Source organism: Paraburkholderia unamae (genome assembly GCF_003268775.1).
Classification (GTDB): domain Bacteria; phylum Pseudomonadota; class Gammaproteobacteria; order Burkholderiales; family Burkholderiaceae; genus Paraburkholderia; species Paraburkholderia unamae.
Genome location: NZ_QLSU01000006.1, coordinates 130,541 through 148,496, shown reverse-complemented (window position 1 = coordinate 148,496; position 17,956 = coordinate 130,541). Strand labels below are relative to the sequence as shown.

The following is a 17,956-nucleotide window of genomic DNA, read 5'->3' as shown; positions in this document are numbered from 1 at the left end:
ATGCGCCGCTGATTGAGGATTGAACAACCGGAGGGCACAATCATGTCCCATCGACTCAAAACAGGCGATCGCGTCACGTGGAACAGCCTGGAAGGCACGACGACAGGCACGGTCGTGCGCCGGATCATCAGGGACACGGAACTGGACGGTCAGACTGTCGCCGCGTCGAAGGACGACCCGTATTACGAGGTCGAAAGCGAGAAAAGCGGTCAGCACGAGGTGTATCGCGCGGACGGGCTGGAGAAGGTGCACAAGCACTGACCACAACCGGGCGCACGGCGCCCGCGGCTTTCGGTACAACACAGGCGACCGCCTCAGCAGTGCGGGGAAGGCGGGCCGTGAGCAGGCACGCCTTCGCCAGTCACGGCTTCACGCCCCGCAGAGCGAATGCCCCCGCCACGCACGCCAGCATCGCCAGGCCCGCGATCAGAAACGTGTCGCTGTAGGCCATCAGGAGTGCTTCGCGAATCACCTGCTGATTGACGAGCGCAAGTGCGGTCTCGTACGTGCCGTCAAAGCGCCCGTGCGGCAGTCCCTCCGCGCGCGGCACGTGCAGTCGCGATATCACGCGCACGAGCAGCACCATGCGCTCCTGAAACGCTTGCGCATAAGGCGTCACCGCCTCACCAATGCGCGCCATGTGCAGCTTCTGACGTTCGACCACGATCTGGCTCACGACCGCGATGCCGATCGCGCCGCCCACGTTGCGCACCATGTTGAAAACGCCGGACGCCGAGCCCAGCTGCGTCTTGTCGACACCGTTCACGGCCATCACCGACAGCGCGATCACCACGAACGACTGTCCCACGCCGCGCACGATCAGCGACGGCACAATGACGTTGCGCGCGGAATCGGCGTCGAGATGAATGTTCATCAGGCAGCCCGCCGCTACCAGCAGGAAGCCGAGCGCAATTACCATGCGCGGACTCGTGCGGCGCATGAGCGGCGGCGTGAGAAACGACATGGCGAACTGAACGAGCCCATAGGGGATCATCACCATGCCGATGTCGCGCGCGCTGTATCCCTGCGCCTCGGCCAGGTAATTGGGCACCAGAAAGACGACCCCGAACGCAACGGCGCCGAACAGGAACTGCATCAGGCTGGCAAGGCCGAAGTTATACCCGGCAAGCAACCGCAGATTGATGAACGGCTGCGCGCGCCGCACCTCGATCACGACGAACGCCACCAGACCGACCGCCGCGATACACGAGAGCAGCACGATGCCGCCCGATGCGAACCAGTCCTTGCGCCCCCCCTCTTCGAGCACGATTTGCAGCGCACTCAGGCCCACGGCCATGGTCAGGATGCCTGACCAGTCGGCACTGCGCAGCCGGCCTGTGTCGACGGCGACCGGCCGGATCGCCCACGCAATCGCGGCGATCAAGGCCAGCGCAGGGGGAATCTGTAGATAGAAAATCCAGCGCCACGAATACGTGTCGGTCAGCCAGCCGCCCAACGACGGGCCGGCCGCCTGCGCCACGTTATTGGCGACCGCAAAAAGCGCCATGCCAAGCGGGTGGCGCGACTTCGGAAGTTCGGTGGCGATAAGCTGGAACGACAGCGGGATGAGCACGCCGCCAAACGCGCCTTGTAACGTGCGCGCAGCGATCATCGTGCCGATCGTCGGCGCGAGCGAACACGCCAGCGAGAAGCCCAGAAACCCGGATGCGCCCACGAGCAACACGCGCCGCGCGGAAAACACCTGCACGAGCCAGCCAGTGAGCGGAATGACGACGATTTCGGCAACCAGATAGGCGGTGGTAATCCACGATCCCTCTTCGAAGCTCGCACCCAGCGAGCCCCGTATGTCGGGCAGCGACGCGTTGGTCACGTGAACGTTCATGCCCGCCATGAAACAGCCGAACACGCCGCCAAGCACGGCGACCCACGAGCGCAGCGAGACCGCTTCTTCGTGCGATTCTTCGTGCGATTCTTCGTGCGATTCTTCGTGCGCTGTTTCGTGCGCTTCCTGAGCCCGGGGAGCGGCGGCGCTCATCGCTGCGCCCCCTTCGTATCGACCCGCGCGACGACCGACATGCCGGGCCGCAGCACGACATCGCGCGGCATGGCATCGAGCGCGATCTTCACCGGCACGCGCTGCACGATCTTCGTGAAGTTGCCGGTCGCATTGTCCGGCGGCAGCAGCGCGAATTCGGCGCCCGAGCCCGGCGCGATGCCGCTCACGCGGCCGTGCAAGGCGTGACCTGCAAAGGTGTCGACATCCAGTTCGACCGGCTCGCCAGCGCGCATCGCGGCAAGCTGTGTTTCCTTGAAGTTGGCCACCACATACACGGCGTGCATCGGCACCACGGCGAGCAGCGGTGTGCCCGCCTCCACATATTGCCCGGCACGTGCGCTGCGCTGGCCGACCATGCCGTCTTGCGTCGCGAGAATGCGCGTGTGCTCCAGGTCCAGTTGCGCGAGCGCCAGTTGTGCCTTCGCCGCTTCCAGGCGCGCGCGGGCGGCGGCGGTCGCCGCGTCGTTCTGCGCCAGGCGCTTGCGCAGCACCCCGCTCTGTTCGCGCTGGCTCTGCGCCGCCGCCACGGCGTGCGCGAGCGCCGCGCGAGCCTTGAGCGCATCGGCGCGCGCCGCTTCCCAATGCTGGCCGCTGGCCGCTTCGTCGGCAAGCAAGGCGCGATAGCGGGTCGCGTCGGCGTCCCGGCGGGCGGACTCGGCGCGCGCGGCATCCACGTCGGCTTGCGCCTGCGCGATCGTGCTGGACTGTTGCGCGAGTTGCGCGTCGAGCGTCTGCGCCGCGGCCGTGCTTTCCTGCAACGCCGCCTGCGCCTCCAGCAAGGCGGCCTGGGCGGCCTGCACTTTCGCGCGGTAATCACGGTCGTCCAGCGTCGCGAGCACGTCGCCGCGACGGACCGGCTGGTTGTCGTCGACCATGACGTTCGTCACGTAACCCGACACGCGAGGGCTGACCGTGACGACGTCGGCGCGCACGTAGGCGTCGTCAGTCGTTTCGATGAAACGCGCCACCCGCCACCAGTGCCAGCCCCAAACCGCAGCCACGAGGACCGCCAGCAACGTCCCCGCGACGATCCACGGACGCCGCGCGCGGCGCGCGGACGTGATGGTCTGAACTTCGGTATCAACAGTCGTACTCATGCAAACAGTCTTCTTTTGAAATGGGTGATGTGAGAGGTGCGCTCAAGGCTGCCAGCCGCCACCGAGCGCCTTGAACACGGTGACCTGATCCAGCGCGACTTGCTGGGCCGACTGCGCGAGCGCGGCGTCGTCGGCGATCAGGCTGCGCTCCGCGTCGAGCACGCCGAGCGAATCGATCGCCCCGGCGCGGAACTCGCGCTCGGCGAGCGCGAAGGCGCGCGCGTGCCCGGCGCGCGCCGTCTCCAGTGCATCGTGCTCGCGCCACGCCGCGCCATAACGGACGAGCGCCTGCTCGGTCTCCTGCAAGGCGCGCAATATCTGCGCGTCGAATGCGGCGCGCGCCCCCGCGTCGTCGGCGCGCGCCGCGCCCAACTGCGCCCGGTTCGCCGCGAGATTGGGAAAGTTCCAGCTAATGAGCGGCCCCACGCTCCACGCGAGCGCATACGGGTTGCCGAGCGAGGCCGGGTGACCCGTGGTCGAGAGCCAGTTGACGGAGCCGCCCAGCGTGATCGACGGATACAGTGCGGCCTGCGCCACGCCCACGCGCGCGTGCGCCGCCGCGAGTCTGCGTTCGGCCTCGCGCAGATCGGGACGTCTGCGCATCAGCGCCGCGCCGTCGCCCACCGGAAAAGGCTGCGCGAGCGTGGGCGGTTGACGGCATGCCTGCGCCGCGGCCGGGACATCGGCGGGCGGGCGCCCCAGCAGCACCGCCAGCTCGTAGAGCGCCGCGCGGTGTTCGCCGTCGAGCGCGGGCAGGCTCGCGCGCGTGTCGTCAGCAAAGGCGCGCGCGCGGGCAAGCTCCATGGACGAAACGAGACCCAGCGCCTGCTGCCGCTGCGTGAGCGACGCAATGCGCTCGGCGATCGCCAGTGAGCGCTGCGCGACGTCGAGCCGCCCGGCGTACGCGCAGGCTCGCGCATACGCCGCCGCCGTTTCGGCGGCCACGCTCACGCGCAAGGCGTCCGACGCGGCTTGTTGCGCGTCGGCATCCGCGTGCGCGGCGTCCACGAGATGATGCACACGGCCCCAGAAGTCGATTTCCCACGACAGGGCGAAACCCGGCGCCCAGCCGAAGCGCGACGGCGCGCTGCCTGTGTCGCGCGCGGCGGCCACGATCTGGTCGTTCTCGTGCTGGCCGTAATCCACGCCGAATGAGGCCTGCGTTGACGGCAAGCGCGCGGCATCCGCCTGCGCCAGCATCGCACGGGCACGCGAGACGCGCGCCGCCGCGACGCCAAGGTCGCGGTTCTGCGCCAGCGCCTCGCGAATCAGCGCATCCAGCGCCGGGTCGTCATAGAGCTGCCACCAGTGATCCGGCGGCGCGGCAGACACCGCCTGCGGCACCGATACGGCCGCATCGAAAGGCGCACGCTCGGCGGCGCCGGCAACAGGCGCACGATACGGTTCAGTGACGGAGCAGGCGGCAAGCGTCGCGGCGAGCAGCACGCTGGATGCCACCACCAGGCCTCGGGCATGAGCGGCAAAGCGGCGCGCCGGAATTCCCGGCGGTGAAAGAAAGGTTGGAGCGGCAGGCATCGGGAATCATGAAATGAATCGGTCATGCCATGGTATGTTGACGCTCCCTGTTCATCGCGCGCGAGATGCGCATTCATCGTCGAGAAATGGACACGTGAACGATTTTTTTCAGGTGCTGGACGCTTCCGACAAAGCGCAGCAAATCGGTGTGCTGGCCACCAACTCCGCCGCCGGCGATGAGTTCGCCCCGCACACCCACGCGCAGGCCCAGATGATCCTGTCCATCGACGGGGTCATGATCGTGCGCACCGGCGACGGCAACTGGATCGTGCCGCCCGGCCGCGCCGTCTGGGTGCCCGCGGGCATCCGCCACGGCATCGAGATGGCCGGCGACGTGCGCATGCGCTCCCTCTTCGTCGCCCACGAAGTGCGCCCGAGCCTGCCGCGCGAGTGCCGTGTCATCGGCGTGAGCGGACTGTTGCGCGAACTCATCCTCGCGACGAGCGGTCTGCCCGCCGATTACGACCTGAGCCATCGCACGGGTCGCGTGCTTGCCTTGATACTCGACGAAATCGAAATCGCCCCGTCGCTCGACCTGCATGTGCCGATGCCGCGCCATCCCGCACTGGCGGTGTTGTGCGCCAACCTGATTCGCGAGCCGTCCGAGCCGGTCACGCTCGCCTCGTGGGCGAGCGCCGCGAACATGAACGCCCGCACGCTCGCGCGCATCTTCCGGCGCGAAACCGGCATGACGCCAGGCGCATGGTGGCGCCATACGCGCCTGCTGTTGAGCCTGCCGCGCCTCGCGGCAGGCGCATCGATTCTCGAACTCGCGCTGGAGCATGGGTACGACAGTCCGAGCGCGTTCGCCGCCATGTTTCGCAAGGTGCTGGGCGTGCCGCCCAGCGAGTATTTGCGGCAAAAATAGCGCGTGAGCGGAGTCGGGAAGCCGGAACCGTCGTCCATTGCGCGACGACGTCGCACCCGCTTCTTTCAGGTGAAGCGATGAGGGCGATATTCGTACCTCCGGCAATGTGCACGTCGTGTCAGGACGCGACGTGTTACGATTTCCTGCTTGTTGTTGTCGCAGTTCTCTCGCACAAACATGCGCAAACTAGCCAGTCGACTTCTCTTGTTGACTCTCGCCATGCCGCTCCCGGCACTGGCGCTGGGCAACGATAATCCAGACTACGATCAATGCATCATGCATTCGTTGAGGGATAGTCAGAGCAGCTTCGCGGCGCGCGCAATTCGCACCTCGTGCGACGCGCTTTACAGAAACGGCGCAATGCTTTTGCCGCGCGAAAGAGCGTACCACCTGTGTGTCCTGCAAAATGTGCAGACCGTCAGAAGCGCTTTTGCCGTCAATGAAATACTGCATGCGTGTCGACGTCAAAATCAGATGTAGGGCGCCGTTGATGATTGCAGCCTTTACATTCGCGCGATATTACGCAGGCAACGCTTCCCATGGCACACCCACCTCCCGGCGCTTGACCGGCAAATCGATCAATGCGTGGCGAGAGGTCGCGCTCGCCTGGCGCCTGCCCGAACGCACCTGCTGCTTCGGCATGAAGTAACGGATCGCGCCGTTCATTTTCTTCAGCGTCGATATCAGGATTCATGCATGTCCCGCGCCGAACGTCTCCTTCAGCTTCTGCAAGTGTTACGTCGTTATCGACGTCCCGTGAGCGGCCAGGCCCTCGCAGACGAACTCGGCGTGAGCATCCGCACGCTATACCGGGACATCGCCAGCTTGCAGGCGCAAGGCGCCATGATCGAAGGGGAGCCAGGCATTGGCTACGTGATGAAACCGGGTTTCATGCTGCCACCCATCATGTTCGGCTCGGAGGAACTCGATGCCCTGGTGCTGGGCATGCGCTGGGTGGCCGATCGCGGCGACAAGACGCTATCCGCCGGTGCATTGAGCACACTGGCGAAGATAGCCGCCGTATTGCCCACCGAATTGCGGCGCGAACTGGAGGAATCGTCACTGCTCGTCGGCGCGCCATTGACAAGACCTACCCACACAATCTCGCCGGACCTCCTGCGAGCCGCGGTCCGCGCAGAGCGAAAGCTCGATATCACTTACGTGGACAGCGCGGGTGTTCACTCCCGGCGCGTCGTTTGGCCCTTTGCCCTGGTGTATTTCGACCAGGCGCGCGTGCTGATGTGCTGGTGCGAGCTTCGAGCCGATTTTCGCAATTTCCGTTCGGATCGGATCGTGAACGTCGAGCAGATGGACGCGCGTTACCCAAAGCGGCGTTCCACCCTGCTTCGTGAGTGGCGCAAGCTCAATCAGGTGGCCAGCCGCACCATACTGCCAGAATTTGACAGTATGGATCATTAAACTGAAGCTCCTTTCATGGCAAGGAGTTCAGAATGAAGTTCGCATCGGTTCGTGTTGTCACCCCGGATATCGAAAGGCTGGTCGAGTTTTATCAGCGGCTTTCCGGCATCGAGGCTATGCGTCTGGCCGATGGATTTGCCGAAATGCGATTCGAGGGCTTGACGCTTGCGATCTCATCCGAGCACCTGATCCGGCTTTTCAATGTCGGCGCTGCCACCGCCGCGGCCAATCAATCGGCGATCCTGGAGTTCGAAGTGGACGACGTCGACGCGCTGTTCGAACGGATGAAGGCGTCCGGAACAAACATCGTGATGCCGACGACGTTGATGCCTTGGGGCAATCGCTCGCTCCTGCTGAGCGACCCGGACGAGAACCTCGTGAACCTGTTTTCTCGACCTGGGCGTTGAGAAAAAACCGCCGTAACGGCGATGACGGTTTCGATCCGTTCGCCGGTGCCGTTAATGCCCCGCTTCGCGAATATGCAGCGCGTTGTTCAGCGAAACGACCCCAGCGACGGCGCTGGCCACATCGCCCGCGCGCTGGATCTGGGATTCATCGGGTACCGATCCAACAAGATCGACCTTCCCGTTCCTGGCCAGCACATTGACGTTGGACATCTGCAAACCCTTCGTGTGTACGAGAGCGTTTCGTACCGCCTTTTCCAGCTTGCGGTTTGCCTGATGTTGCGCTTTGCGTTGTGCCTTTGCGGAAGGTGCGGCCTGTGGTGCAGAGGCTACCGCCGGGTTCGTCGCCTCACCACTCTCCTGTGCATAGGCATGGCTTCCGGAAACCAGTAAAACTGCAATAGCGACAGTACCCAACAAGCTGTTCGATCTCATTTTCCCTCTTCCAAAATATCATCAAAGCGCAGCGACTGCCGGGTATCACGCGCTCAAGCTCGCGCGCCCGGACTCATTTGCCGACGGCTGGCGTATCGCACCGCGGCGGAAGCCATCATCTCCGGGTCAATTTTCTGGATCAACACCTCGTATTGGAAAGCACTTTTCCAGAATCACGAGGCTGGAGATCAGTCAGGGATCGCTCCACATCGCCGGAACGACAGGTGAAACGCGCGGCGCGTGAACCCCAAACTGACGTCGGCGAGCTATTTAAAAGCGATGCCGCAAGCCGGCATGCACGGCCACCTGGTTCACGCCGCTCGATTGTTGCGCCACCACGCCGTTGTAGATGTCCGCATGAGCGCCGCCCGCTGCGTGCTGAACGACCGTGTTCAACACGAGATCCGTTCGTTTGGACAACGCATAGCTCATCACAAGGTTGATCTGGTGATACTTCGGCCTTGCGTCGTCGTAGTGGACGCTGCCCGAGACGAAGTTGTAGCCACCGCCGACCAGTAAGGCGGGCGTGATGTTATACATCGACCACACCTCGTAGCTATCGAATATCACGGTGCTCGTCGTGCCGTTGGCTTCGGCGAAACGCGTATTCGTATAGTTCGCGCCGACGATCGCGCGGCCCATTCGATACGTCGTGCCCGCACCGATGACCTGTTCGCTCGCGGGTTGTCCCACATAGCCGAAGACGCCCACGTTGGTCGAACCGTTCTTGACGAAGTTGCCGTCCGGAAATTGCGTGCCTGGATTCCTGGCAAACAGATAGCCGGCTGCCACATACAGATTGCCCATCGCATAGCTCGCGCCGCCCGCGATGGTGCTGTTGCGGCCAAACTGTCCGGCGACGCCGCCGAACGCATACATGCCGCTCACCGTGAAGCCGCCCATCGTCGGGCTCACGTACTTGACCGAGTTATTGACGCGAAACGCGTCGTTGGTATTGTCGATATCGTTGGCATGCGCGAGGATGCCGCCCCAGGATTGAAGATTGAGCGTGGTGGGGCCGACATAATCGACGATGGAGTCGTACTGGCGTCCCATCGTCAGCTTGCCGGCCAGAGGATGCGAAAGGCCGACCCACGCCTGACGTCCGAATTCCAGGCCGCCCTGCCCGAGCTTGCCGTTATACGAATTGAAGCCGTTTTCAAGGATGAAAATCGCTTTCAGGCCGCCACCCAGTTCTTCCGATCCCTTCAGGCCCCAGCGGCTGCCCAGATTCGTGCCGCTTGCGGCTTCCCAGAGCGACTTGCCGCCCGAATTGCTGACATAGGTGATGCCGTTATCGACGATGCCGTAGAGCGTGACCGAGCTTTGTGCGAATGCGGGTGAGGCGATGAGCCCTGCGAGTATATAAACGACGACCTTTTTCATGGCGAAGTATGGAGTTTCGATTTGAAGGATGAGCGAAGCCCGGCGGGTTCTATATAGAGTCTGCCTGGGCGTTCTTTTTAATATTTCGTATACCGAACTAAATAGAAAAAGCCACGAGCTAGCTCGTGCGAACGAGCTAGCCCGACTTACATGCCGGAGTCGAGCAACTTCATGAGTTTGCGCATGGCGGCGGGAATCGGCGCGATGATCGGCACGCTGAAGCGCGTGGCCAATCCGATGGCGGCCTGCCCCAACGGGCCGCCTCCGATCACAACGGCTTCGGCCCCGTCGAGATCGATGCACGCCTTGACCGCCTGCGCGAGCGATGCTTCGAGTTGCGCCGCATCGGCCGCCAGTGCCAGCGGATCCTCTCGGGTCAGGCGAATGCCGGTGTAACGTTCGCTGACGCCCAGATCGCTCACGCTCCGCGCGATCGGCACGACGAGCTCCGGCGTGACCGTGGCAATGCCGAAACGCCTGCCGCCATGTGCCGCTTCGAGAATCGAGGCTTCGCAGATGCCGACAACCGGCTTGTCGGTGAGTGCGCGTACCTTGTCGATTCCCGGATCGCCAAAGGCGCTGACCACCACGCCCGCGAATGCCCCGTCGCGGCGCTTGAGACTCGCCACCACTTCGTCACCCGCCTCACGCAGGCGCTGCGCATCGAGAATCATCGGCACGCCGCGTGCGGCGGTTTCGCCGATCACGCGGTAGCCTTGCGGTGCGCACGACTGGGCGATGGCCACCATCATGGCTGTCGTGTCGGTGGAGGTGTTGGGGTTCAGGAGCAGGATGTCGTGCATGATTTTTTATGTCTGAAGAGTTCAACCGTTCGCAGGCGCCGCGCCATTCGGCATGGCGGCCGGATCGGCGGCGTCGTCGAGCTTGCGGCCATAGGTTTCCGGGGCAAGCTGAATGCTGAAGGTGAAGATGGCGTACATCAGTGCGATGAGACCGAACACGCCACTCACACCGTGAAGATCGAACAAACGGCCCGTCACGAGCGGCATCAGTGCGCCGGCGGTGGTGCCGAGCGCGAGTATGAACGATGTGCCGAACGCGCGGACACGCGTCGGAAAAAGCTCCGGCGCATAGATCCAGATCGTCGTGTTGAGCAGCAGCACGAAGAACTGGAAGATGGCGCCGCAGGCAAGAATCATCAAGACATTGTGGGCGAGGAAGCCGAAGCCGAGCGCCGCGAGACAAGCCAGCACCGCGCCGATGGTGAGCACGCGCTTGCGCGGGAAGTGATAGCCGAGCAGCGATGCCGCCGTCGCGCCGCAAAGGCTGCCGCCCTGCATGATGAGCGTGAACACGAGACTCTTCGTGATGGTGTACCCCTGCGCGACGAGAATCGTGGGCATCAGCGTGAGCACCGAAATCTGCGCGCCATATGTCATCCAGATTGCAACGCCGACCGAGAGCGTGCGACGTGCGAGACGTCCGCGAAAGATCTCGAGTACGTTGACCTTGTCGCGAGCCGGCGCCTTCTCCATGTCCTCGGTGATATAACGCGTCACCGCAATGTGCTTGTCCGTCAGCTTGCCCGCGGCGAGCTTGCTGAGGACCACGTTCGTGTCGTGCGCGCGGCCCTTTGCCAGCAGGAAACGCGGCGTCTCCGGAATGATGTGCCGATAAAATGCGCCCAGGATGGCAGGCACCACGAGGCAGGCGAACAGCCAGCGCCAGCCATCCGGACCGGGAAAGACGGCGAAAACCGCGAGGCCGAACGCGGGCGCAAGAAAGTTGCCGAGGCCGCCCGCGCCGACATTCACAAGGCCGACCGCCGTGCCACGAAACTTCTGTGAGCAGAACTCGGCGAGCATGGTCACGGCGACGGCGACTTCCCCGCCCAGCCCGAAGCCGACAATCGCCCGCCCGGCGCACAGCACAAGGAAACTGGGCGCCAGCGCGCAAATGACGGCGCCCAGCGTGAACAGCAGCAAATCGGCGGTGAGCATCATGCGGCGGCCAAAGCGATCGGCGATGTAGCCCGATACCAGCCGGCCGATCGCCGCTGAGGCAAACGTCACCGTATTCAGCATGCCGATATCGGTCGCGCTCAGCCCCCAATGCTCGCGAAGCATGGGCGCGATTAGTCCGATCGAGTTCTGTTCGAAGCTGTCGAACAAGCATCCGATCAGGATCAGAAAGATGATGGTCTTGTGTGCGGAGGTGACGCCTATGTCGTTGAGTGCGCGGTCGAGCTGCGTAGCGTTTGCGGAATCGGCAGCGCTTGTACTCGAAATTCCGGTCATGATCGCCTCTGTAGGGTTAGTGACGGGAGCACCCGTCGCTCCGTCTGTGAGGCGATCCTAAGATTTCATTTTTTAAAAAACAAGAAATTTAAATTTCATATCGCGCGCCGTGTAACCCCTTGTGCGTGCAACGTTTTTCCGTGCACCAACTCTGACGTCCACTCGATTCGAGCCGCACATTTACCGTGCGAAAACCACGATGAAAATTGCGTTTCTCACTAGTTCGAGGCGCAACCCTTGAGATCGCGCCTCATGTCAGTGCAATCCAAAATTCTCAAAATAACAACAGGTGAAATCGAAATTTCATGCGGCTCAGGCGTCAAAGCTCGTCCATGTGATCGTGCGCCGACTCGATCGCGCTCAAACGCTTGCGACCGCGATCGCCTGCGTGCTCAAGCACTTTGGTCGCCAGCAAGCCACACAGGCCGAGCACGGCCACGTGATTGTCGAGCGGACCGGGCGCGGCCGTATCGCAGTTGATCGACCATGTAACGCCTGCGTGCTCCGGTGCCAGTTGATCCGCGATGTACAGCGACTTCGCGTTGGCCGACGCGGCGTAGTCGAGAATGGCATCGGTCTGCGGCACGCGGCGGCGCAAGCCAAAAACGATCACGACGTCGCGAGCCTCGATGCTCGCGAGATGTTCGCCGATCGTCTCCCCCGGACCGGGCAACGCAATGACGCGCTCCACCACCTGGAGAATCTGCCAGCGAAAATAACTCGCAAAGGGCTGGCTGCTTCGAAAACCGAACACGAGCACCTGCCGGGCATCGACGATCGCCTTGGCGATCGCATCGATTTGCGCGTTCGAAAGCCGTCCGAACGTCCCCGTCAAATTTGCCGCACCCTGACTCGCATGCGCCTCAAGCGCGTTTTTGCTCGCTTTGGTCGTGGCGGCCGACAGGAGCAGCGCCGCGCCCTCCTGCTTTTCGTCGCGGACATGACGCCGGGCTTCTTCGTAGTTCGGATAGCCCAGCCGGCGAACGAAGCGACTGACGGTCGCCCTCGACACGCCCGCGAGATCGGCCAGCTCCGCGCCTGTGTAGCTGGCGAGATCGCCGGGGAAATCCAGAACGAATTCCGCGAGCCGGCGTTCGGTCGCAGGAAGGTCGTTCATCTGCGATCGGATCCGCCCGACGAAGGAGCGCGGGGTAGCTTGCATGGTCGTTAGGTTGATGGCGTCGCGGAGGGTGGGATGAGCCGGTTTGGCGGCATGAGGTGTTCGTGGGCGATTGCCTGACACGGACCCACGAACTCCGACGGATTATAGCTTTGCCGGAATGGGAGCCAGGGGAGGCAGGGAAGTGCCCTCACGCGCCGGACCGTGGCAAACTCGGGGCAAATTCGGGGCGAAGCGACACCTCGTCGTAGCCGCCAAAGGCGCCCAGGTTCCCGGAGGCCGGCGACGGTGGGCAATCGGTTGTTCTGACGCACTCTTGAGGTATTCCCTGCGATGTCGACCACTCCCGATGCCGAATCCGTCGAAATACGCCTCGATCGAGTCGTACAACTGTTCGACAACCACGACCCCTACCCTTTCAGGGAAAGAGGCCTTGCCGGGGCGGCGGAGACCTATATCGTTGACAACGCCGAAAGCGTGTCCGCTCGACGCCCCCTTCGGATCGTTGTCCACTTGCCCGCGCAGGAGGCCGAATCGCAAGCCGCCGCCGTGCTCGGCGAAGCGATCGCCAACCATTTCCGGGAACGCTCCGACGCGGCGGAGCACGCCTTGCGCAAGCTCTTTCGCGATGGACGTCGCTCGCTCGCAATCGGCCTGACCGTGCTCGGCGTGTGTCTGCTCGGCGCCGCGTGGGTCGAAAATTTCCCCGGCTATCGGTTTCCGAAGCTCGTTGCCGAAGGGCTGATGATCTTCGGCTGGGTCGCCAACTGGCGGCCGATGGAAATCTTCCTCTACGAGTGGTGGCCTATCGTGCGGCAACGCAATATCTACCAGCGCCTTGCCAAAGCGCCCGTACTCGTGAAGTCGACTGGCTAAACATTTCGTAATACTGATTGATAGATCGGCAGGAACACGGCATCCTGCCGGACTTTTGGGGAACGGCTCCGCGCCGGTCAGGTGGTGTGGCGCCTCAGCGCGTTCGAGCACACCCGCCCCCGCAGCGCGAATCGCATCAATCGAACAAATCCGGCTCGACACGGGACACGCCGGAATCGGGGAGCGCACCGGCTCGCACCTGCTCCAGCAGGTCCGGGGGCAGCCAGACCTCTTCCAGTTTGCCGATCCCCCCTTCGATCAACTGCTGCAAGAAGAACGACGGTTTGCGGCCGGTCGCTTCGGCCAGCAGCCGCAGCCTGCGTTCGATGCCCGGATCGATGCGCACTCCCACCACCTTCAATTTCTCTGCCTTCCTGGGTCTAGCCAACCTGCGCTCCATGATTTTCAATGAACACGCATTTTACGGGCAAATCCTTACTAGCCCGGTCTCGCCGTAGCACGGACATCTCGCTGCGATAACACGCCGATTGTCCGTGCGCTATCGTGTCGGCTCGCCATCAGGCCCGCAAGCAACAGGAATTGTGCGCCTCGTTCAGCAGCGCCGCCGCCTGGAGCACGGCTTCGCGCAACGCGACGCCGTGCATTGCGGCGCGTTGGCGCATCACTCGTGGCGCGTCGCGCCTCTTACTTTCGCGACCTGGCTGGCGTCGACCGCGCCCGCGTGATTCGACCATCCACTGCGCACGAAGGTCGCCAGCGCGGCCACGTCATCGTCGCTCAAACGGCTTGCGAAGCCCGGCATCGGCAGGACCGATGGCGCCTTCGCGGTCGACGGCGTTTGCGCGCCGTTGAGAATCACGCTGACGAGCCCGGCCGGGTCCGATGCGTTCACGACGGTCGCACCGTCGAGATGCGGGAACACGCGCGGCGCGCCCTTCCCGTTCACGAAGTGACACGCGCTGCAATTGTCGAGATACAGCCGCTCGCCGAGCGTGAGATTGCGCGCCGCCGTCAGCCTGGCCGCCGTCGTGCCCGCGTCGCCTGGCGCATGGCCCGGCGTCGCCGCGGCATCGCCGGCTTGCGCGCCCGCCGGCGACAACGTCTTCAGATACGCGGCAATCGCGTTGAGATCGGCATCGCTCAAATGCGACGTGCTGTTATAGACCACCGACGTCATTTCGCCTGCAACCGCGGCCTTGCTGTTGCGGCCGGTTTGCAGGTAATCGACGATGTCCTGCTCGCTCCAGTGCGACATGCCGCGCAGCGCGGGCACGTTCCAGCCGTTGAGCTTGCCGCCCGCCAGGAACAGCGCATGGCTGCTGTCGAGCGCCTTCTCGTTCATCGCGAAGCCGCGCGGCGTGTGGCAACTGCCGCAATGGCCGAGACTTTCCACCAGGTAAGCGCCGCGGCGCACCTGCTCGCTCGCGCCGTCCGGGCCCTTGAACGGCTGGTCCGAGGTGAACGCCCAGTTCCACAGCGCCATGCCCCAACGCTGGTTGAACGGGAAGCTCAGGTCCGTCGCGGGCGCGGGATCGTCGCTCGGCGCGACGCCCTGCATGAAGTACGTGTAGAGCGCGTGGATATCGGCGTCCGAAATCTTCGCGTACGAGGGGTAAGGCATGGCCGGATACAGATGCGAGCCGTCGGCCCGGATACCCGTGCGCACGGCGGCGGCGAACTGCGGCTCCGTGTAGTTGCCAATGCCCCCGTGCTTACCCGGCGTGATATTGGTCGAGTAAATCGTGCCGATACCGCTCACGATCGGCAGTCCGCCCGTATACGGTTTGCGCCCCGCCGCGCTGTGACAGGCCATGCAGTCGCCCGCGCGCGCCAGATATTCGCCCTGCTTGATGAGCGCGGCCTGCGGGTTCAGCGCGGCGGCCCCGGTCTGCGCCTGTGGGGCCGCGGCGGCCAGCGAAGCGCCGAGCGCCGCGGTCGTCATGAGCGCCGCGGACGTGAGAGTCTTGAGGAAATTCATGACGATCATGCCTGCACGAGAGGACCGGGGTTCTTGAGGTACTGTTCCTTGATCGCGCGAGCGGCGAACAGCGTGATCGCGCCAATGGTCGCGGTCGGATTGGCCTGGAAGTTCTGCGGAAACGCATTGCCGCCCGGCACGAACACGTTGTGCACGTCCCAGCTTTGCAGATAGCGGTTCAGCGCGCTCGTTTGCGGCGAATCGCCCATCACCGCGCCGCCGACGTTGTGCGTCGACACGTATTTGGTGATGTCCCAGTGCGAGTCCATCGCGAGGAAGCTTTCGCTGAAGCTGTCCGGATTCAGTTCCTTCGTGACATCGAGCACGATCTTGCGCAGATGCTGCTGAAGCTTCAGCTCGTTCTGCTTCCAGTCGAAGGTGATGCGCAATAGCGGCTGGCCCCACGGGTCCTTGTAAGTCGGATCGAGATCGACATAATGATCGCGATACGACATGCAGCTCGTCGTGATGCTGATCTTCATCGAGTGGCCGTACCAGTCCTGCATGCCCTCCTTCCACCCCCGGCCCCACGCGGGCGTGCCGTGCGGCAACGCGGTGCCGATCGGCGCGCCGGTCGACTGCGCGCTCTGGATCTTCGCGCCGCCGATGAAGCCGAGCGACGGGCCATCGTAGTTGCCCGGCGAGATGTCGTTGAACAACTGGCCGGTCGCGCCCGCCGTGGCGAACGGATTGAAGTGCTTGTCCTTGAAAAAGAGCGTCGCGCCGCCATTGCTCAGGAATGCGTAATTACGGCCCACGACGCCCTTGCCGCTCACCGGATCATACGGCTTGCCGATGCCCGAGAGCAGCATCAGGCGCACGTTGACGAACTGGAAGCCCGCCAGCACGACGATCTTCGCGGGCTGGAACACTTCGTTGCCGTGCGCGTCGGCGTAGGTCACGCCTTTCGCGGTCTTGCCGTCGGCGTGCATGTCCACGCGCAGCACGTTCGCGTTCACGCGGTACGAGAAGTTCTCCATGCGCTTGAGCGCGTCGAGCACGGCCGTCTGCGGCGAGGCCTTCGAGAAGTTCAGGCACGGATACTTGCTGCAATAGCCGCAGTAATTGCACGGCGCGATCTGGTTGCCGTACGGATTGGTCCACGCGCGCGAGACGTTCGCGGACGGATTCGGGAACGGGTGATAGCCGAGCTTGCGCGCCGCGTCGGCGAACATCGTATTGTTCAGCGTGTCTTCGAGCGGCGGCAGCGGAACGGGATTCGAACGCGGACCTTCGAACGGATCTCCGCCCTCGACGATCTTGCCGCGCAGATTGCCGGTCTTGCCCGAGAGGCCGCAAACCTTGTCGAAAAAATCGTAGTACGGCTCGATCTCGTCCCATGTGAACGGGAAATCCTGCACCTGCATGCCCGCTTCGAGCTGGCCCGGCTTGTAGGCGCGATCGGCGTAGCTCTTGAGCTTGATGTCGGTCGGCGTCGGGCGCATCAGCACGCCGGTCCAGTGCAGGCCCGAACCGCCCACACCGGTGCCCGGCACGAAAGCACCCCACTTGCGCGTGGGCAGCGCGGTGTCCTGCGCCGAATGGCGCACGGTGAGCGCGCCGTCGCGCGGCGTCACCATGATCTTGTTGCGCACGCCGTAGGCGTACTGGTCGGCCGGCTTCGGATACGCGAAGTCGGCATTGCTGCGGTCCTCGCCGCGTTCCAGCGCGCGCACCTTCAGGCCCGCCTGCGCCAGTTCGATGCTCATGAGCGAGCCGGCCCAGCCCAGTCCGACGACGACGACGTCGACTGCGTCATTGGTTATTTTTGCCACGGTTATCCTCGATGATTCTGACTACGCGTTGTTCTGCGTGAAAGGTCGGCGCTCAAGCGCGAAGACCGTTCAGGCTCACGGGCCCGAGCGGATATTTCACGTTGTGCTGCGAGACCCATTCGAGGAAGCTCGCCCGTGCTCCGGGAAATCCAATGGCAATCCAGGCCTTCATGCCTTTATTGCCGCCGTACATGGGATCGGAGAGATACCCGTTCTTCGAATCGGAAAGCAATTCGCCGAAGAACTGGCTGGCCTTGAGCGCGCTTTCGCCGCCCTCGGCAAAGGGGATGTCGTCGCCCTGGAGCGCTTTCAGCACGGCGTCCTGCGCGGCGGCGTCGAGTTCGCCGAAGCCCTTGCGATACTTCTGGCGGCAATACCCATTCGTCAACTCGATGCCACGCCGATAAATCTGCTGCGGCGTATAGGGCAATTGATAACCGAGTTCCTTGGGCGCCTGCGTATTGAACGGTCCTTGCAGATAAATTTCGTGGCCGAAATCGCCATGCATCTGCTGATCGATGAACACCGGCACGTTGGTTTCGAGCGCGCCGGGACCGCGCCCGTCGCCGGGAATCAGCCGGTCGCAGGCCGCGAGCATGAACGCCCATTCATCGGCGGAGAAAAATGCCGGGCGATACGTCTTCAGGTCCGGCGCGGCCATTTCGGCGGCTTCGGCGGCGCTCAGCGTGTTGACGAACACGCCCATGGTCGGGAGCGCCAGCACAGCCGAAAGGAGGAATCTACGTCTTGAAGTCGAAATGTCAGACAACATGGCACGGGTTGTTCAGCGATTGCGAGAGGTCGAAATAGGCCTGAACCGTTTGCC

General features: G+C 63.6%; 19 protein-coding genes. 7 read left to right on the top strand and 12 right to left on the bottom strand.

The window, feature by feature from the left end:
* The first annotated feature begins 42 nt into the window (after nucleotides 1–42).
* Nucleotides 43–261 (top strand): hypervirulence associated TUDOR domain-containing protein, encoded by a 219-nt coding sequence (locus C7401_RS12085; protein ID WP_112171611.1) that lies wholly within the window; start codon nucleotides 43–45, stop codon nucleotides 259–261.
* A 100-nt stretch (nucleotides 262–361) separates the two neighbouring features.
* Here C7401_RS12085 and C7401_RS12080 read toward each other — a convergent pair whose 3' ends face one another.
* The 3 genes from C7401_RS12080 to C7401_RS12070 are packed head-to-tail and all read right to left on the bottom strand — an operon-like array spanning nucleotide 362 to nucleotide 4,575.
* Nucleotides 362–1,996, bottom strand: coding sequence for an MDR family MFS transporter (locus C7401_RS12080; RefSeq protein WP_112171610.1), 1,635 nt, complete (start codon nucleotides 1,994–1,996; stop codon nucleotides 362–364).
* Nucleotides 1,993–3,114, bottom strand: a complete 1,122-nt coding sequence (locus C7401_RS12075; protein WP_112171609.1) for an HlyD family secretion protein — start codon at nucleotides 3,112–3,114, stop codon at nucleotides 1,993–1,995. Before C7401_RS12075 ends, C7401_RS12080 begins: the two co-directional genes overlap by 4 nt.
* A gap of 42 nt (nucleotides 3,115–3,156) precedes the next feature.
* Complete coding sequence (locus tag C7401_RS12070; RefSeq protein ID WP_258397002.1) at nucleotides 3,157–4,575, bottom strand: efflux transporter outer membrane subunit; 1,419 nt, start codon at nucleotides 4,573–4,575, stop codon at nucleotides 3,157–3,159.
* A gap of 169 nt (nucleotides 4,576–4,744) precedes the next feature.
* Between C7401_RS12070 and C7401_RS12065 the strand changes: the two genes are divergently transcribed.
* The 5 genes from C7401_RS12065 to C7401_RS12050 all read left to right on the top strand — a co-directional run bounded on the left by C7401_RS12065 (nucleotide 4,745) and on the right by C7401_RS12050 (nucleotide 7,344).
* Entirely contained in the window at nucleotides 4,745–5,518 is a 774-nt protein-coding gene (locus C7401_RS12065) for an AraC family transcriptional regulator (RefSeq protein WP_112171607.1), read from the top strand.
* A 177-nt stretch (nucleotides 5,519–5,695) separates the two neighbouring features.
* Nucleotides 5,696–5,998 carry a VF_A0006 family four-cysteine protein gene (locus tag C7401_RS45945; protein ID WP_112171606.1) on the top strand — a complete coding sequence of 101 codons (303 nt, stop codon included), beginning with the start codon at nucleotides 5,696–5,698 and terminating at the stop codon, nucleotides 5,996–5,998.
* Complete coding sequence (locus tag C7401_RS44935) at nucleotides 5,970–6,167, top strand: hypothetical protein (protein WP_181565559.1); 198 nt, start codon at nucleotides 5,970–5,972, stop codon at nucleotides 6,165–6,167. Before C7401_RS45945 ends, C7401_RS44935 begins: the two co-directional genes overlap by 29 nt.
* Before the next feature lie 47 nt (nucleotides 6,168–6,214).
* Nucleotides 6,215–6,937 carry a helix-turn-helix transcriptional regulator gene (locus C7401_RS12055; RefSeq protein ID WP_112171605.1) on the top strand — a complete coding sequence of 241 codons (723 nt, stop codon included), beginning with the start codon at nucleotides 6,215–6,217 and terminating at the stop codon, nucleotides 6,935–6,937.
* 32 nt (nucleotides 6,938–6,969) lie between these two features.
* Nucleotides 6,970–7,344 carry a VOC family protein gene (locus tag C7401_RS12050; protein WP_112171604.1) on the top strand — a complete coding sequence of 125 codons (375 nt, stop codon included), beginning with the start codon at nucleotides 6,970–6,972 and terminating at the stop codon, nucleotides 7,342–7,344.
* A gap of 51 nt (nucleotides 7,345–7,395) precedes the next feature.
* Here the strand turns inward: C7401_RS12050 and C7401_RS12045 are convergent, their stop codons facing one another.
* The 5 genes from C7401_RS12045 to C7401_RS12025 all read right to left on the bottom strand — a co-directional run bounded on the left by C7401_RS12045 (nucleotide 7,396) and on the right by C7401_RS12025 (nucleotide 12,663).
* Nucleotides 7,396–7,776: a BON domain-containing protein gene (locus tag C7401_RS12045; protein ID WP_112171603.1), complete on the bottom strand. Its 381-nt coding sequence runs from the start codon at nucleotides 7,774–7,776 to the stop codon at nucleotides 7,396–7,398.
* Nucleotides 7,777–8,046: 270 nt separating this feature from the next.
* The gene (locus tag C7401_RS12040) at nucleotides 8,047–9,162 is read right to left on the bottom strand and encodes a porin (RefSeq protein ID WP_112171602.1); all 1,116 of its coding nucleotides are present in this window, start codon (nucleotides 9,160–9,162) and stop codon (nucleotides 8,047–8,049) included.
* A 146-nt stretch (nucleotides 9,163–9,308) separates the two neighbouring features.
* The gene (locus C7401_RS12035) at nucleotides 9,309–9,965 is read right to left on the bottom strand and encodes an aspartate/glutamate racemase family protein (RefSeq protein ID WP_112171601.1); all 657 of its coding nucleotides are present in this window, start codon (nucleotides 9,963–9,965) and stop codon (nucleotides 9,309–9,311) included.
* Between the two features lie 21 nt (nucleotides 9,966–9,986).
* Nucleotides 9,987–11,420 (bottom strand): MFS transporter, encoded by a 1,434-nt coding sequence (locus tag C7401_RS12030; RefSeq protein WP_112171600.1) that lies wholly within the window; start codon nucleotides 11,418–11,420, stop codon nucleotides 9,987–9,989.
* 319 nt (nucleotides 11,421–11,739) lie between these two features.
* Complete coding sequence (locus C7401_RS12025) at nucleotides 11,740–12,663, bottom strand: MurR/RpiR family transcriptional regulator (protein ID WP_309251992.1); 924 nt, start codon at nucleotides 12,661–12,663, stop codon at nucleotides 11,740–11,742.
* A 210-nt stretch (nucleotides 12,664–12,873) separates the two neighbouring features.
* Between C7401_RS12025 and C7401_RS12020 the strand changes: the two genes are divergently transcribed.
* A complete protein-coding gene (locus tag C7401_RS12020) occupies nucleotides 12,874–13,416 on the top strand; it encodes a hypothetical protein (protein WP_112171598.1) in 543 nt (180 codons plus the stop codon).
* A gap of 136 nt (nucleotides 13,417–13,552) precedes the next feature.
* Here the strand turns inward: C7401_RS12020 and C7401_RS12015 are convergent, their stop codons facing one another.
* From C7401_RS12015 to C7401_RS12000, 4 genes are all read right to left on the bottom strand, one after another.
* A complete protein-coding gene (locus tag C7401_RS12015) occupies nucleotides 13,553–13,762 on the bottom strand; it encodes a YlcI/YnfO family protein (protein ID WP_372460408.1) in 210 nt (69 codons plus the stop codon).
* Nucleotides 13,763–14,038: 276 nt separating this feature from the next.
* Nucleotides 14,039–15,355: a cytochrome c gene (locus C7401_RS12010; protein ID WP_112171837.1), complete on the bottom strand. Its 1,317-nt coding sequence runs from the start codon at nucleotides 15,353–15,355 to the stop codon at nucleotides 14,039–14,041.
* 5 nt (nucleotides 15,356–15,360) lie between these two features.
* Entirely contained in the window at nucleotides 15,361–17,130 is a 1,770-nt protein-coding gene (locus C7401_RS12005) for a GMC family oxidoreductase (protein WP_112171596.1), read from the bottom strand.
* 52 nt (nucleotides 17,131–17,182) lie between these two features.
* A complete protein-coding gene (locus tag C7401_RS12000) occupies nucleotides 17,183–17,836 on the bottom strand; it encodes a gluconate 2-dehydrogenase subunit 3 family protein (RefSeq protein WP_258397001.1) in 654 nt (217 codons plus the stop codon).
* Between the last annotated feature and the right edge of the window lie 120 nt (nucleotides 17,837–17,956).